We start from the raw sequence: 14188 nt of genomic DNA on the forward strand, positions 1-14188 counted from the left end.
CAACGGCCACGAGCATCGCGCCGTCATCGAACGGATTGCAAACATCAAGGGTGGAGAGACGCTGCGTATCGATCCCGGCACCGTGGGCGGCGTGAGCACACCGGCCACCTATGTGCTCGGCGATCTGGAGAAAATGGAATTTGAAATCCGCCCGGTCCCGTTTCCGGAAACGACATCGGATAATCAGGCAGTCGCCAAAAGACGTCGGGCACGGCTCTAGATCTCGAAAAATCCGGACGGTATGCCTTGCCGTCCGGTTATGCTTTACATCTGCTTGCTGTTTCGAATCGCTGCAAGATTATCGTTGATGCGGAACAGCACGATCAGCACCTCGCAACCCACGCGCACGACAATCGCTCCCACCACCATGGCCAGTAATCCCTTGAGGATGCCTCCGCCGCCGGCAACGAAGCCAAACCCGGCGAGCATCACCGCGACGATTCCGATCCAGTAGATCACGTGAATGAAAACCGGCGTGATCATTCGGTTGAATGAAAGAAGGTCTTGCATGCTGTCTCCTCACAGTTCGATGACTAAAGTGTGGCGTTTTTTTTGATTTTTTGCGTACGCAACGCCGGGCGCGACGTGGGTCTAGCATAGCCGCCGGAACGGCATGCTCCATGCAGCGGATTAGGCCTTGGCGGTCTGACGCCGTGGCATCGGGTCGAGTGACAGCGGCTGAATACCCAGCTTCTCGAACAGCTTGAGGTCGGCGTCGGATTCCGGATTGGGGGTGGTGAGCAGTCTATCGCCGTAGAAGATGGAATTGGCGCCGGCCAGGAAACACAGCGCCTGAAGATGATCCGGCATCTGGCTGCGGCCGGCGGAAAGCCGTACGAACGAGGCCGGCATCGCGATGCGCGCGACCGCGACGGTGCGCACAAACTCGATGGGATCGAGGGCAGCATTGTTTGACAACGGGGTCCCCGGGATATGCACCAGCAGATTGATCGGCACCGATTCCGGCGGCGGGTCGAGGGCGGCCAGCTCGGCGAGAAACTGCACACGGTCCGCGCGTGATTCCCCCATACCCATAATACCCCCGCAACAGACCTTGAGGCCGGCCGCGCGCACCTTGGTGAGGGTGTCCAGCCGGTTATCATAACTATGGGTATGCACGATGTTGTCGTAGTGGGCGCGCGAGGTGTCGAGGTTATGGTTGTAGTAATCCAGGCCCGCCTGCGCCAGCTGCTCCGCCTGCCCGTCGCGCAACAGGCCCAGCGTGGCGCAAGTTTCCATGCCAAGCGCCTTGACGGCGCGGACCATCTCCGCGACCTGTATCAGATCCTTTTCTTTCGGTCCGCGCCAAGCCGCGCCCATGCAGAAGCGCGTGGCGCCGCGTGCCTTGGCCGCGCGGGCGGCAGCGATCACAGTTTCCTTCGACAACAGCGGCTGGTTTTCGATCTCGGTGTGAAATCGCGCCGACTGGGAACAATAGCCGCAGTCTTCCGAACAACCGCCGGTTTTGATGGACAGCAGCGTGGAGAGCTGCACCGTGTTCGGATCGAAGTGCTGGCGATGCATCGTCTGGGCACGGTAGATCAGGTCGCTGAACGGGAGTTCAAACAGTGCTGCGATCTGACTCGGCACAGGCGCGGCAATATCAGCGGCGTCGGGATGCATCGGGAATCGTCCGGTAATAATTAAGAGCGACCAAGCTAGGGGAAGCGGCGCCGCTTGTCAACTCTCCATGAAACCGTAAGTTGACGGGGCTTACGCGCGCGCGCTGTTTTCGCGGGGCGCGCCGGCAGCCATGGCGCGCAGCCGGTCGAGGTCACGCAGAACTATCTGGCGGCCATGAACACTAATCAAGTTCTCTTCCTGGAAACGGGAAAGCAGGCGGCTCACGGTCTCCAGAGCCAGCCCCAGATAATCGCCCAGGTCCTGGCGCGACATGCTGAGCCTGAATTCCACCGCGCCATTGCCGAGCCGCGCGAGGCGGCGGGAAAAACTCATGAGACACGAGGCCAGCCGCTCCTCGGCACTCATGCGTCCGAGCATCATAAGCATGTCTTCATCGCGCACGATCTCACGGCTCATGATGCGCAGCAGCTGATGTTGCAACCCATGAACTTTCTGCGCCAACTCTTCGAGCGCGTCAAAAGGAATCTCGCAGACTTCGGAGGTTTCCAGCGCTTCGGCGCTGCACGGATGCACGTCTGAGTTGATCGCATCTATCCCGAGCAGTTCGCCGGGAAGATAAAAACCGGTTACCTGCGCCCGGCCGTCTTCGATAAGTCCGGTGGTTTTAAGCGTGCCGCTGCGGATGGCATACAGCGAACGCAGAGGATCGCCATAGCGGTAAAGCAGTTCGCCCTTCTTCAGTGTGCGGCGGCGTTTGATAACCTTGTCGAGCGCGGAGAGATCGGGCTCGCTCAGGCCCAGCGGCAGGCACAATTCGCGCAGGGTACAATCCTTGCAGGCCGCCTTGATGCTGGAGATGTTAATCACCGTTGCGGCTTCTTTTTTTTGCATAAGACTATCCTTCTGTCCTTCTGCTGGGAGGCCTTTTTTAGCAGGATTGGTCACAAGCGTCTATACAAGCTCATTATAAACCCATTCAAACTATACGGGTTCAATACACCGCGTCAACTACTCAAACAGGGAGGAATTGTCGCATTGAATGCTTTGTCATTAAAACAAGTAATGACAAGCTGAAAACAAGTTATGACACCCTGTCCCGTCCCCTTCTCTTGGTTGGGACGGGACAGGGTGTCACCGGCCCTTGGCGTTCAGCGAGGGCTGACAGGAGAGGTGCAATACAGGCAACGCTTGGCCGCGAGTGGAATTTCCGAGAGACATTCCGGGCATTTTTTCGTGTCTGGTGCCTTGGCCGGAGCGGCTTCATCCTTCTTCAGACGATTCATTGCCTTGATCACCAGGAACAGGGCAAAGGCGACGATGATGAAATCAACCAGCGTGTTGATGAAGAGACCGTAGTTCAGCGTCGGCGCCCCCGCGGCCTTGGCCGCCGCGAGGGTCGGATAGCTGGCGCTGCCGAGAGTGACGAACAAACCGCTGAAATCCATCCCGCCCAGCGCCAGACCCAGGGGCGGCATCAGCACATCGCCGACAAACGAACTGACGATTTTCCCGAACGCCGCGCCGATGACGATACCGACGGCCATGTCCACGACGTTGCCGCGCATGGCGAATTTTTTGAATTCTTCCAACATAGGAAAGCCTCCTTTTAATTTATCGCGAAAAACGAACTGATACCCGTGGCCAGTGTAACGAGACGGCAACTATTGTAGCCAGTGCATCTGTATCAATTGATTATGTAAAAATTGTTTCCGGACTGGCCCGGCGTGTACATCGTCTTGCGGGAGAACGACAAGGAGTTGTGCGGCAGTTTCAGCCATGGCTGGAAGCAATGGGCTCTGCATGCATTTCCCTGCAGACCAGTACTTCCTCAGATCACCTTTGAGTAGCGCTTTTCCTGTTTAGCGCGCAGGTAACGATCGAACACCATGCAGATATTACGGATCAGCAACTTGCCGGCCGGGAGAACTCGGATCGATACCCCATCCAGTTCAAGCAAACCGTCCTGCTGCATAACTTTAAGATCGATAAGTTCCGTGGCAAAGTAGTCCGTAAAGCGGATGCCATGCTTGTGCTCGACGACAGTCATGTCGAGCGCGAAGTGGCAAATAAGCTGCGTGATGATCGCGCGTCGTAACTTGTCATCCTCATCGAGCGTGATGCCGCGCATCACCGGCAGATGGCCGGTGTCGAGCGCGGCAAAATAATCATCCATCGTTTTCTGATTCTGGCTGTAGCAATCGCCGACCATGCCGATCGCGGTCATACCCATGGCGACCAGATCGCATTCGGCGTGCGTCGAGTAGCCCTGGAAATTCCGGTACAGCGTCCCGTTGCGCTGCGCCACCGCCAGCTCGTCGTCGGGGCGCGCGAAATGATCCATGCCAATATACACATAGCCGGCCTGCGTCAGGCTTTCGATGGTAAGTTGCAGGATATTGAGCTTCTCCTGCGGGCTCGGCAGGTCTTCCGCGCGAATCCGTCGCTGCGGCTTGAACATTTCCGGCAGGTGCGCGTAGTTGAACACCGACAGCCGGTCCGGGCCGGCGCCGATGATCTTGTCGAGGGTGCGTCCAAAACTCTCCACGGTCTGGTGCGGCAGCCCGTAGATGAGATCCATGCTGACGGAGCGGAAACCCAGTGCGCGCGCCTCGTTGAGCACGGCGAAGGTTTCGGCCTCGCTCTGGATGCGGTTTACCGCCTTCTGCACGACCGGCTCGAAGTCCTGCACCCCCATGCTCAGGCGATTGAAACCGACGCTCCGCAGCAGCGCGAGCGTCTCCGGCCGCACCTCGCGTGGATCGACCTCGATGCCGTACTCACCCAGATCGTCGTCGCGCAGCCGGAAATGCTCACGCGTGACGTTCATCAGCTCCTGGATTTCCTCGTGGCTGATGAAGGTCGGCGTTCCGCCGCCCCAGTGCAACTGTTCCACGATACGCGCACGGTCGAAAAGCTCTCCTTGCATGGCGATTTCGCGATGCAGTCGGCCGAGATAGGGCGAGGCGCGCTTGCGATCCTTGGTCACAACCTTATTACAGGCACAATAAAAGCAGACGGTGTCGCAGAATGGCAGGTGGAAATACAGCGACAGCGGACGCGGCTTTGCCGTTTCGTTGCTGCGTTTCGCCCACGCGCGATAATCCGTTTCGTTGAAGTCGGTGTGGAACTGCACCGCCGTCGGATACGAGGTATAGCGTGGTCCGCTCTTGTCGTAGCGGCGGAGCAGTTCGGCATCAAAAATGATCTGATGATTCAAGCGTCAATCCTGCGAAGTAAACAAAGTTCTTAATAAAACGAAACGCTCGTCACATAGGAATAGCCATAACCTGTATCAATAATACATCCATTGCTAATATAAAACGAAAGGGCCCGAGCGGATGAGTGCCCAGCTTGACCGGATTCACAGACGAACTTGAGGGGTTTCGTCTATTCCGAGCTGGCGCCACAGCGCGTCAACACGCTGTTTCACCTCCGCACTCATGGCGAGGGGCCTGCCCCACTGGCGACTGGTTTCCCCCGGCCACTTGCTGGTGGCGTCGAGACCCATCTTGCCGCCCAGGCCCGAGACCGGGCTCGCGAAATCCAGATAATCGATCGGCGTGTTGTCCACCAGCAGCGTGTCGCGCACCGGGTCCATGCGCGTGGTCATGGCCCAGATGACTTCTTTCCAGTCGCGCACGTTGATGTCGTCATCCGTGACGATCACGAACTTGGTGTAGGTGAACTGGCGCAGATACGACCACACGCCGAACATGATGCGCTTGGCGTGACCGGCGTAGCGTTTCTTGATGCTCACGCAGGCCACGCGGTAGGAACAGCCCTCGGGCGGCAGGTAGAAATCCACAATCTCCGGAAACTGTTTCTGCAATAAAGGAATGAACACTTCATTGAGCGCCATCGCCAGCACCGACGGTTCGTCATACGGCGAACGCCCCATGTAGGCGCTGTGATAGATGGGCTGGTCACGATGCGTGATGCGCTCGATGGTGAACACCGGGAATTTTTCCTGCGAATTGTAATAACCGGTGTGATCGCCGAACGGCCCCTCGAGCGCCTCTTCGTCCGGTTCGATATAGCCTTCCAGCACCATCTCGGCCGAGGCCGGAACGTGCAGCGCGCCGTTGTGACACGCCACCACCTCGCTACGCGCTCCGCGCAGCAGTCCCGCGTACTGGAATTCCGAGAGCGTGTCGGGGATGGGGGTGACGGCCGCGACCAGCGTCGCGGGGTCGGCCCCGATGACGACCGCCACGGGAAAACGCCGACCCGGATGCGCCTCCTTCCACTCGCGGAAATCGATGGCGCCGCCGCGATGAGGCAGCCAGCGCATGATCACCTTGTTCCTCGCGATCACCTGCTGACGGTAAATGCCGATGTTCTCGCGCTCCTTGTACGGCCCTTTGGTGATGACAAGTCCGAAAGTAATCAGCGGGCCGGCGTCTTCCGGCCAGCAGGTCTGGATGGGCAGCATGGACAAGTCCACGTCCGCGCCTTCGATGACATGCTGTCGGCACGGCGCGTCGTTCACCACGCGCGGTAACACGTGAAAAAGCTGCTTGAAGCCCGGGAGTTTTTCCATGACATCGCCGATCCCGCGCGGTAGTTGCGGCTCCTTCAAAAAGGAAAGCAGCTTGCCGACCTCGCGCAGTTCCTCGATGGACTCGTGCCCCATGGCGAGCGCCACGCGGCGCGTGGTGCCAAAGAGATTGCCGAGCAGCGGAATATCGAAGCTACCCGGTTTTTCAAACAGCAACGCCGGACCGCCGGCGCGCAGCGTGCGGCAACATACCTCGGTGATCTCGAGGCGCGGGTCCACCGACGCGGTGACGCGCTTGAGTTCGCCCAGGTTTTCCAGGTGCGCGATGAAATCACGCAGATTCTTGTATTTCATGGAGCGCTCACGATAGGACGCGGACGGCGCGCATGACTTGATCCAGATCAATATCGCGCGACATTGGGACCTGATATAAAGACGGCCACCTCATACATCCGGACAGGCATGCTGCCCCACCCCCTGCTTCTGCCGCTGCGAATCATTCCCGGCGCGGTACACGCCGAGGTGCTGGCACGCGTGTTCAATCACCTGCTGCGCGGCCAGCCGGTCGCGACACGACTCCCGGAGATCGACGGCAAAACCGTGTGCATTCATATCAAGGATGCGTCGAGCGAGATTCATTTCCGGATCGGGCACGGGCGTTTGCAACCCGCCGCGCCGGGCCACGCCGATGTCCGCATCAGCGGCACGGTGCAGGATTTCTGGCTGCTCGCCACCCGGCGCGAAGACCCAGATACGCTCTTTTTCAGCCGCCGCCTGTGCATCGAGGGTGACACCGAAACCGGCGTGCACATCAAGAATCTGCTGGATGCGCTCGATTACGACTGGGAATCGCATTTCCGCGCCGTGCTGGGCGAAACGCTCGGCGGCGCGGCCTTTGCGTTTCTCCGGCGCACCGTTGGTCAGCACCTTACGGCGCGTTAACCCATTCTTTCCATTACCGGCGGTACGCGCTGCATCACTTTTCGCAGCACATCCAGATTCAGGCGCGTCTCGGCCTGGAATTTTCCCGCGTAGGCCAGATCTTCCTGTTGCAGTTCGCAGCAGTTGGTGCCCGTGATATCCATGAGCACGGCGGGAATGCCCGCTTCGCGGAAAGCGTACTCGCGTTTGATGAAAAAAGTCCGGCAGCACATACCGACGTATGAACGTACCCCCGCGGCGCGCAATTTGCCGAGCGTTGTCTGCAAATGTTCGAAATGGGTGATGGTGACGACGCGCATGCCGCGTTCGCGCGCGAGGCGATAAGCTTCCCCCACCTCGCACAGGCCGCAGTCCGGACACTCGTCGCTATGCCGCCACTCGCACCAGGAAGGCTTGGCGCAGTACGGCACCAGCATCACGCTCGCCACGCGCACAATATCCGCCGCTTCCTGTGGCGGCGGCGCATGCACCATGAGCGTGTTGGCCTGCTCGCTGGTCAACACAAACTGCACCTGTTGCGCATATCGATCGAGCGCCAGATTCAGCACGTGCCGTATGTCTTCGGCGGTGAAGCCCAGCAGGTCGTGCGGATACGTGCGGAAAAAATCGTTAAATCGGTCCTCGAGCCATGCGACCCGGGTCTTGGCAAGCCAGGAGGCGAGCGACGTGAACAAATATGCGGGATATGCCTGCACGCCTCCGGCGAATTCAACCTGCTGCAAAACGTCACCGTCACTGTTCAGGCGCAGGCGAGCATACAGAAGTCCGCCCGGGGTTTTCATCCACGCCAGATGCCAGGAATCGGTTTCGGCGTTCCAATTCTCAGCGGGCACCACATGATTGTCAGCGTCGGTTACCGGCGCCTGCGCCAAATTCACCTTCGGACCGAACTCAACACCCAGCTGCTCCGCCCAACTGTCGAGCAGATGCTGTTCGATCGTGGAGATCTCGGGGCCGGCGCTACCGTCGCCTAAGGTTGCAAAGCGCTGGCGCGCGCTACGAATACCGTCCAGCGAGAGCTTTTCGGTCGGCACGCGCAGAGCTTTCATCATGGTTTCCGTATCGAAACCCAGCAGAATGCCGCCCTGAAACAACAGCGCGGAATCGGACAGCGCGAGGAAACACGAAGCCAGCTTGCGCCCTTCTGCTTCGATGTCATTCGGCGGAACAAAGCTGGCGTGCACGCCCGCCCGGCGCAAGCCCCCTGCCACGCTATCGCCCAACCGCGCCATCCATTGCGCGAGACGCATTTCACCCCAGGCGATCGGATGCGCAAGCGTCAGCGTCCAGCACAATTGATCAGCATCGAGGTAAACCGCTTCACCGCCGCTGACGCGCCGCACGATATCGATACCGTGGCTACGGCAGCATTCCGCATGCAAGGCGTGGCCCGCGGTTTCAAAGGCGCCGAGCGCAGCGCTGGGACGATAACGATGGAACCGCACGTGGCAGACAGGCGTTTCCGCCTCCTGCGCCGCGCGCCATTGCTCGCGGTCGAGCCGGATATTCTCCGGGCCGGATCGCAGTCCGGTATCCACCACAAGGCCAGCGCGCGTGGTCATGCATGCACCCGATTCATTCCGGGGGCACCATACCAGTAGCCGTCGCAAGGTCCGAACGCCTGGTATGGTTCGAGCATCGCGGCGGCCGCGGACGATTCCCGATTCCCATCCGTGACGCTACGGAACGCGTCCATGATCTCGAACATCCCCTGCGCCTGCGGCGAAAGCCGCAAGACATCCACCTCGAGCGCCCGAAGTTCGCTGATTTCGTTCACCAGATTGTATGTCTCGCCCGACTGCACCTGGATGCCGTTGAGGCTGAGAAACGACTGGCCCTCGCGCGTGCACAGCGGCATACCATCGGGATAATCGGCGCAGCGGAATCCGCATTCATCCTTGGACAGATTATGCGCGCGGGCGGTGAAACAACGCGCGGAGAAAGACAGCGGCAGGCGGCCAAAGACGAATACCTCGGTCTCCATCCCCGCGGGACGCTGCGCCTGGAGCGCGGCCAGCGTGTCGCGATCCAGCTCCATCGGCATGACCCAGCGCTTGGCGCCGGCGCGCGCCATCAGCGCCAGCGCGCGGCTGTTGTAGACGTTGATGTGGGGACCGACAACAAACGGCGTCACGCCCTCCAGCATGTTGACCGCGGCCATATCATTGGCCTCGACCGCGAAGCGCCCGTTCTCCGCGACGGTGCGCATATAGGCGGCTTCCGATTCGGCCTCGATGAGCGTGAGCGTCGACAGCACCGCCTCCTTGTCGGCGGCGGTAAGGCGTTCGGCAATGTCCAGCCAATCCGGCAGCCGCAGCGCACGGCGCTTGGAACAGACCGTTTCGCCGAGATAAACGATGTCCACCGGCGCCTCGAGAACGCGCGTATAAAAATCGAATACGCGCTCACGCTCCCATAAATACGGAATGGGTCCGAGGGAAATTTTCATAAGTAATAATTACTAACTTCTGATTGGAATCTGAAATTTAAAATCCGAAATCCGAAATTTTTTATTGCCATGGCCGGGTATACGCGCCGAGCGTGTGGCAGCGCCCTTCGGCGATCTTGTCGAGTTGCTCGACCCAGGCACCTTTGGGAGAAAATTTCTCCGGCCCGGCGGCGCAGGCGTCAATGGCCTCGCGCAACGTGCGCGTGACCTGCGCCACATAGGTCGGGCTGCGCTGACGGCCTTCGACCTTGATCGCGGTCACGCCGGCGCGGAACAGATCCGGGAGAATATCGAGCACGTTGAGACTGGTCGGCTCTTCCATGGCGTAGTACACCTTACCGCCGACTTCGAACCGTCCCTTGCACAGCGTCGGATAGCCGGCGGGTTCCTCGGGCGCGTACACATCGATCAGCACGCCGTTCAGCCGCGAGCGTCGGCCGCTGGCCGACTCTTCCCACTTGACGGCTTTCGCCGGCGAACAGACGCCGCTCGAATTCGGCGAATCGCCGGTGACGTAGGACGACAGGATGCAGCGCCCCTCGACCATCACGCACAGGCTCCCGTAACCGAATACTTCCACCTCCGCGTTCACGCGCTTCATGACATTCTGCACCTGCGTCAGCGACAGCACGCGCGGCAGCACCACGCGTTGCACGCCGAAATGCCGCACGTAAAAATCGATGGCCTCGTGGTTGGTGGCCGAACCCTGCACCGACAGATGCAGCCTCAGGTCGGGATGGGTCTGGGCACAGTAATCCATGAGCCCGGGATCGGCGAGGATCAGCGCGTCGACGCCGAGACTCGCCGCCTGATCCACGGCAACACACCACTTTCCCCACTGGTGCGGGCGCGGGTAGGTATTGATCGCCAGAAACACGCGCGCATGTCGGTTGCGCGCATAGGCAATGCCCTGGCGCGCTTCGTTGAGATCGAAATTGAGACCGGGGAAATTGCGCGCGTTGGTGCCGTCACGGAAGCCCATGTAAACGGCGTCGGCGCCGTTATCCACGGCCGCCTTGAGCGCCGTCATGCTCCCCGCGGGGCAGACAAGCTCCATGACGTATCTAAGAAAAAAGCGAAGCCGCGGATGAACTCAGATAAACGCGGATAAAAAAAGACCGCAAGCGGATTCGTATTTTCTTTTGATCTGTGTTCATCTGCGTTTGCATCCTTAGCTCCGTAATCGGCGCATCCCTGCGCCACTTCTATCTGCGGTTGCTTGTTGCTTTTAGCCCACCACGTCGAGCACGCGACGGCGAAAGCCCACCCTGAGTCTTTGAGCGATTTTTTCACACGCGGCCATATCGACTCCCGGCAACCCGTCGATGGCCGTAAGAGTAATTTCCGGCACGAACTCGCGCGCGCACTTCACGAAATCCAGCATCGCCTCGTAAGCCCCGGGGAGCTTGGGGCGGCAATGAAGGTTGTAGGTCTCGGCGTCCTGGGCATTGAGCGACACCGACAGCGCGTCGATCAGGCCTTCCATGTCCGGCGTCACGTCGCGTCCGTACACCAGATTGGCCAGGCCGTCGGTATTCATCCGGATGCGTTTGGCGCGATGCCGCAAGCGCGTGGCGGCATCGAGCAGCGTGTACAACCGCAGCGTCGGTTCGCCCAGGCCGCAGAACACGATCTCCCGGTAATCCTCCGGATTTCCCGCCGCCGCGATGATCTCCGCGAGCGTCGGATCGTGGTCCAGGCGCAGCTGGTAATCCTGCACCGCCCACATGCCGTTGAATTTCGGACAAAACTCGCAACGCAACGTGCAGCGGTTGGTGATGTTCAGGTAACGACTGTCGCGCAGCGTATAACCGATGGTTTGCGCCGGCAGTGTCCTGATGGCTGAAGTGCGCTGGTTGGACACGTCACATGTCTCTCTGGAAAAAGCTGAATCATAGACACAGACGCCGTCGGCGCGCTTGACACAGATCAAAGATCAGCCGGCGCGGCGGGGCATGCCGCGGGCGGCACGGAAAATTCCCAACAATGGCGGTGTGGAATTCCGACGGTTACCGGACGGCAACGGGTGTAGCCGCGATCTGGTACGTGGCGTGACACGCAACGCATTTTTTCATGGTCTCGCCCAGCTGGTGCAGCGAAAGCCGGGCATCGTTCATGGCCTCGGCGTCCATGGCGATACGATCGAAATCCTCGTGCACGCCGTGGCCCAGCGTCTTGAATTCCAGCGGGAGTTTGGCCGCCAGCCCGGCGGGCACGTTGTGCGCCGCCGCCATCCCCAATGGCCGCGCGATTTTCGCAATCGCGGCCGCGTCACCGCGATCGGCCGCCGCGAGCATGCCCTGGATGCCGACGAGAAACTGGCGCATCTCGTTCAGCACCACGGCGCGTTCGGACGGTTCGAGAAGGATCGTCACCCGGCCGTCGGCCGCCGCCCCGGTGCGACCCAGCACCACGAACTTCAGGACCAGTCCGACGATGGTGAGCAGCAGAAGTCCGATGATCGCCCAATAAATCGTAACGCTTTTTTTCGTTGTCATGCTGTTTCCTCTTGACTGGTTGAAAGCGTCATGTCTCTTGAATCTCTTGTGTCACGATTCCAGCCTTTGTGCTGAAATCTTCCTGCTCTAAGTAACCGCTCCATGACGGAATGCACTTGACCAAGGTCAAACGGCGGCTTGCGAACGGGTTCTTTGAGGATATCCCTGTCAAGATAGGGATCACGCGCGCCCGGCAGGGAAATTCATACGGCTGCTTGGCGCACCCGAGAAGTCAAAAAAGCGACAACGGCACAAAGCAAGAATGCCACCGACGCGACATTAACGACCGCCAGCTTCAGACAAACAGACGCTTTAAATCCGCCAGGTAAGAGGACGCGCCCGGCTCGCCTTCCGCCGGCGCCCACGGCGCTTTTTCCCGCGGCGTGAGCGGCGCATAGGGGCCGGCCTTGGCCTCGAAAAACACGCTCCCCGGCTCGAGCGCCACGAGCGTGTGATACATGCCGTGCGGAATGTTCACGCCGACTGACTCGCTCGCCGGCGCCAGCATCGCCGTGGCGCTCACCGCGCCGCGCTCATCGAAAAAGATCACGCCGAGGCGGCCGCGCACGACGATCAGCGTTTCATCCTTGGCGGTCTCGTGGTGACAATGTGGCTGGATATAGGAATCGGGCTCGATCGCGTTCAGGAGCCGGTTGCAGGTGTCGCTTTCCGAGGCGTGAAAATTGTGATTCCGGCGCCGGCGCGGCGATGCTTTTGCCTGGGACGAAACCCGCTCGAGAAAATCGCGGTCAATGATCTGGAAGGTGTTCATGCGCGTCCGGCCTACCTGTTTTTCAATTTATCCCTGAGACCGGCGAAGGGATTGTGGGTCGCCGGTTTTTTCTTGTCTGCTTCGGGCATAAATCCCTCGCCGCGCACCAGGTACGCGAAACGCTGATGTTCGTTGTCGTGACAGTAAACGCACAGGTTCTCCCAGTTGCTGCCGTCGGACGGGTTGTTGTCGTGGTTGTGGTCCTTGTGGTGCACGGTAAGCTCGTGCAGGTTCTCGCGCGTGAAGCTGCGCCCACAGCGTCCGCAGACCCAGGGATGGATCTTGAGCGACTGCTCGCGGTAGCCTGCCAGGCGCGTATCGCGCTGCTTATGCGCTTTCGCGACGACGTCGTCGAGTTTTTTGCCGTCGAGTTGCCCGGACGGTTTGCGCGGACCGGAATTATTACCTGCCATCAGAAAGTCACCTGAATTCGTTCGTTCATTATATAAAGCATGGCATGATGGGGAAATGATCTTTCGCCCGCCGAATCGCCGTGGATGACCTGAGTCTCTGGGGTCTTTTCGTCAGCGCCTTCGTGTCCGCCACGCTGTTCCCGGGCGGGTCCGAAGTGGTGCTGGCGGCGCTGGGGCATGGTCACCATTACAGCCCCGGAACGCTGCTGGGGGTGGCGACGCTGGGCAATACGCTCGGCGGCATGAGCACCTGGCTGCTCGGATGGCTGCTGGCGAAGCGCTACCCGCTGGATCAGCCGCGCCAAGCCAGCCAGCAACGCGCGATCGCTCAGCTGAAAAAATGGGGCAGCCCGCTGTTGCTGTTGTCGTGGCTCCCGATCGTCGGAGATCCCTTGTGCTTCGCGGCCGGCTGGCTGCGCATGAATGGCTGGCTGGCGACGCTTTTCATCGGCGCCGGCAAGGCGGCGCGCTATGCGGTTATTTTGTTTGTGGTGTAGCGTCGGAATCCATCGTCTTGCGCAATTTCTCGATTTCCTGCGCGAAGTCCTTGAAGCTCGGCGCACCCTTGGCCAGGCGCGCCACGGTCAGCACATCCCCCTGGATTTTTCCGATCACGAATGACGGGGTGCCGGTTATGCCCAGCCCGCGCGCTTCGACAACATCGCGCATGATGACATGTTCGCGCGAGGCGTCACCAAGACAAGCCGTGAATTTTGCTTCATCCAGACCGAGTTCGCGCCCAAGCTGCGGGTAAAGCTCGGGGGCCAGCCGCCCGTTATTCGCATACAAGGCCTCATGCATCGGCCAGAAGCGTTGCTGCGCACCGGCGCAGTCGGCGGCCAGCGCGGCGGCCAACGCCTGCGGATGAATCGACTTCAGGGGAAGGTCCTTGTGGATGAATTGCGCGATGCCGGTGTCCACGTATTCCTTTTTGAGCCGGGGAAAAATCTGGTCGTGAAAACCACGGCAGTAGGGGCACTGGTAATCGGAAAATTCCACGATGCCGATCGTTGCCTGTGCGCTTCCCATCCG

16 protein-coding genes and 1 pseudogene are annotated in these 14188 nt (G+C 60.0%); 3 read left to right on the forward strand and 14 right to left on the reverse strand.

The annotated features are described in order from the left end of the window. Window positions 1-220, forward strand: a pseudogene (locus ACC569_RS11195) (hypothetical protein); the annotation flags it as partial. Window positions 221-264: 44 nt separating this feature from the next. Here the strand turns inward: ACC569_RS11195 and ACC569_RS11200 are convergent. From ACC569_RS11200 to ubiD, 6 genes are all read right to left on the reverse strand, one after another. Then, entirely contained in the window at window positions 265-510 is a 246-nt protein-coding gene (locus tag ACC569_RS11200) for a DUF4282 domain-containing protein (RefSeq protein ID WP_372523614.1), read from the reverse strand. A gap of 120 nt (window positions 511-630) precedes the next feature. Next, window positions 631-1623 carry a biotin synthase BioB gene (gene bioB, locus ACC569_RS11205; RefSeq protein ID WP_372523615.1) on the reverse strand — a complete coding sequence of 331 codons (993 nt, stop codon included), beginning with the start codon at window positions 1621-1623 and terminating at the stop codon, window positions 631-633. A 90-nt stretch (window positions 1624-1713) separates the two neighbouring features. After that, window positions 1714-2475, reverse strand: coding sequence for a fumarate/nitrate reduction transcriptional regulator Fnr (fnr, locus tag ACC569_RS11210; protein WP_372523616.1), 762 nt, complete (start codon window positions 2473-2475; stop codon window positions 1714-1716). Window positions 2476-2732: 257 nt separating this feature from the next. Beyond that, entirely contained in the window at window positions 2733-3176 is a 444-nt protein-coding gene (gene mscL, locus ACC569_RS11215) for a large-conductance mechanosensitive channel protein MscL (protein WP_372523617.1), read from the reverse strand. A 236-nt stretch (window positions 3177-3412) separates the two neighbouring features. Further along, complete coding sequence (gene hemN / locus ACC569_RS11220) at window positions 3413-4801, reverse strand: oxygen-independent coproporphyrinogen III oxidase (RefSeq protein ID WP_372523618.1); 1389 nt, start codon at window positions 4799-4801, stop codon at window positions 3413-3415. 144 nt (window positions 4802-4945) lie between these two features. Further along, window positions 4946-6436, reverse strand: coding sequence for a 4-hydroxy-3-polyprenylbenzoate decarboxylase (gene ubiD / locus ACC569_RS11225; protein ID WP_372523619.1), 1491 nt, complete (start codon window positions 6434-6436; stop codon window positions 4946-4948). A gap of 108 nt (window positions 6437-6544) precedes the next feature. On the opposite strand from ubiD, the gene ACC569_RS11230 reads away from it, so the two are divergent. Next, window positions 6545-7024, forward strand: coding sequence for an SCP2 domain-containing protein (locus ACC569_RS11230; protein WP_372523620.1), 480 nt, complete (start codon window positions 6545-6547; stop codon window positions 7022-7024). Here the strand turns inward: ACC569_RS11230 and ACC569_RS11235 are convergent. The 7 genes from ACC569_RS11235 to ACC569_RS11265 all read right to left on the reverse strand — a co-directional run bounded on the left by ACC569_RS11235 (window position 7021) and on the right by ACC569_RS11265 (window position 13156). Continuing rightward, window positions 7021-8586, reverse strand: coding sequence for a DUF116 domain-containing protein (locus ACC569_RS11235; RefSeq protein WP_372523621.1), 1566 nt, complete (start codon window positions 8584-8586; stop codon window positions 7021-7023). The two genes, ACC569_RS11230 and ACC569_RS11235, sit on opposite strands and share 4 nt — an antisense overlap. After that, window positions 8583-9473, reverse strand: coding sequence for a U32 family peptidase (locus tag ACC569_RS11240; protein WP_372523622.1), 891 nt, complete (start codon window positions 9471-9473; stop codon window positions 8583-8585). Before ACC569_RS11240 ends, ACC569_RS11235 begins: the two co-directional genes overlap by 4 nt. Window positions 9474-9534: 61 nt before the next feature. Next, a complete protein-coding gene (locus tag ACC569_RS11245; RefSeq protein WP_372523623.1) occupies window positions 9535-10530 on the reverse strand; it encodes a peptidase U32 family protein in 996 nt (331 codons plus the stop codon). A gap of 171 nt (window positions 10531-10701) precedes the next feature. Then, window positions 10702-11337: a TatD family nuclease-associated radical SAM protein gene (locus ACC569_RS11250; protein WP_372523624.1), complete on the reverse strand. Its 636-nt coding sequence runs from the start codon at window positions 11335-11337 to the stop codon at window positions 10702-10704. Window positions 11338-11482: 145 nt separating this feature from the next. Further along, window positions 11483-11971, reverse strand: coding sequence for a hypothetical protein (locus ACC569_RS11255; RefSeq protein WP_372523625.1), 489 nt, complete (start codon window positions 11969-11971; stop codon window positions 11483-11485). Between the two features lie 295 nt (window positions 11972-12266). After that, the gene (locus ACC569_RS11260; protein WP_372523626.1) at window positions 12267-12743 is read right to left on the reverse strand and encodes a WbuC family cupin fold metalloprotein; all 477 of its coding nucleotides are present in this window, start codon (window positions 12741-12743) and stop codon (window positions 12267-12269) included. An 11-nt stretch (window positions 12744-12754) separates the two neighbouring features. Beyond that, window positions 12755-13156 carry a YajD family HNH nuclease gene (locus ACC569_RS11265; protein ID WP_372523628.1) on the reverse strand — a complete coding sequence of 134 codons (402 nt, stop codon included), beginning with the start codon at window positions 13154-13156 and terminating at the stop codon, window positions 12755-12757. Between the two features lie 80 nt (window positions 13157-13236). On the opposite strand from ACC569_RS11265, the gene ACC569_RS11270 reads away from it, so the two are divergent. Further along, window positions 13237-13653, forward strand: coding sequence for a YqaA family protein (locus tag ACC569_RS11270; protein ID WP_372523629.1), 417 nt, complete (start codon window positions 13237-13239; stop codon window positions 13651-13653). Here ACC569_RS11270 and ACC569_RS11275 read toward each other — a convergent pair. Next, window positions 13634-14188: DsbA family protein (locus ACC569_RS11275; RefSeq protein WP_372523630.1), on the reverse strand; the 555-nt coding region annotated here is incomplete at its 5' end. The two genes, ACC569_RS11270 and ACC569_RS11275, sit on opposite strands and share 20 nt — an antisense overlap.

Source organism: Sulfuricaulis sp., from assembly GCF_041499725.1.
Taxonomy (GTDB): Bacteria; Pseudomonadota; Gammaproteobacteria; order Acidiferrobacterales; family Sulfurifustaceae; genus Sulfuricaulis.

What these genes read in the sequence shown, in the direction of transcription:
- ACC569_RS11200 (WP_372523614.1), bottom strand. Translation starts at nt 510, where the DNA reads ATGCAAGACCTTCTTTCATTCAACCGAATGATCACGCCGGTTTTCATT.
- bioB (WP_372523615.1), bottom strand. Translation starts at nt 1,623, where the DNA reads ATGCATCCCGACGCCGCTGATATTGCCGCGCCTGTGCCGAGTCAGATC.
- fnr (WP_372523616.1), bottom strand. Translation starts at nt 2,475, where the DNA reads ATGCAAAAAAAAGAAGCCGCAACGGTGATTAACATCTCCAGCATCAAG.
- mscL (WP_372523617.1), bottom strand. Translation starts at nt 3,176, where the DNA reads ATGTTGGAAGAATTCAAAAAATTCGCCATGCGCGGCAACGTCGTGGAC.
- ubiD (WP_372523619.1), bottom strand. Translation starts at nt 6,436, where the DNA reads ATGAAATACAAGAATCTGCGTGATTTCATCGCGCACCTGGAAAACCTG.
- ACC569_RS11230 (WP_372523620.1), top strand. Translation starts at nt 6,545, where the DNA reads ATGCTGCCCCACCCCCTGCTTCTGCCGCTGCGAATCATTCCCGGCGCG.
- ACC569_RS11235 (WP_372523621.1), bottom strand. Translation starts at nt 8,586, where the DNA reads ATGACCACGCGCGCTGGCCTTGTGGTGGATACCGGACTGCGATCCGGC.
- ACC569_RS11240 (WP_372523622.1), bottom strand. Translation starts at nt 9,473, where the DNA reads ATGAAAATTTCCCTCGGACCCATTCCGTATTTATGGGAGCGTGAGCGC.
- ACC569_RS11245 (WP_372523623.1), bottom strand. Translation starts at nt 10,530, where the DNA reads ATGGAGCTTGTCTGCCCCGCGGGGAGCATGACGGCGCTCAAGGCGGCC.
- ACC569_RS11255 (WP_372523625.1), bottom strand. Translation starts at nt 11,971, where the DNA reads ATGACAACGAAAAAAAGCGTTACGATTTATTGGGCGATCATCGGACTT.
- ACC569_RS11260 (WP_372523626.1), bottom strand. Translation starts at nt 12,743, where the DNA reads ATGAACACCTTCCAGATCATTGACCGCGATTTTCTCGAGCGGGTTTCG.
- ACC569_RS11265 (WP_372523628.1), bottom strand. Translation starts at nt 13,156, where the DNA reads ATGGCAGGTAATAATTCCGGTCCGCGCAAACCGTCCGGGCAACTCGAC.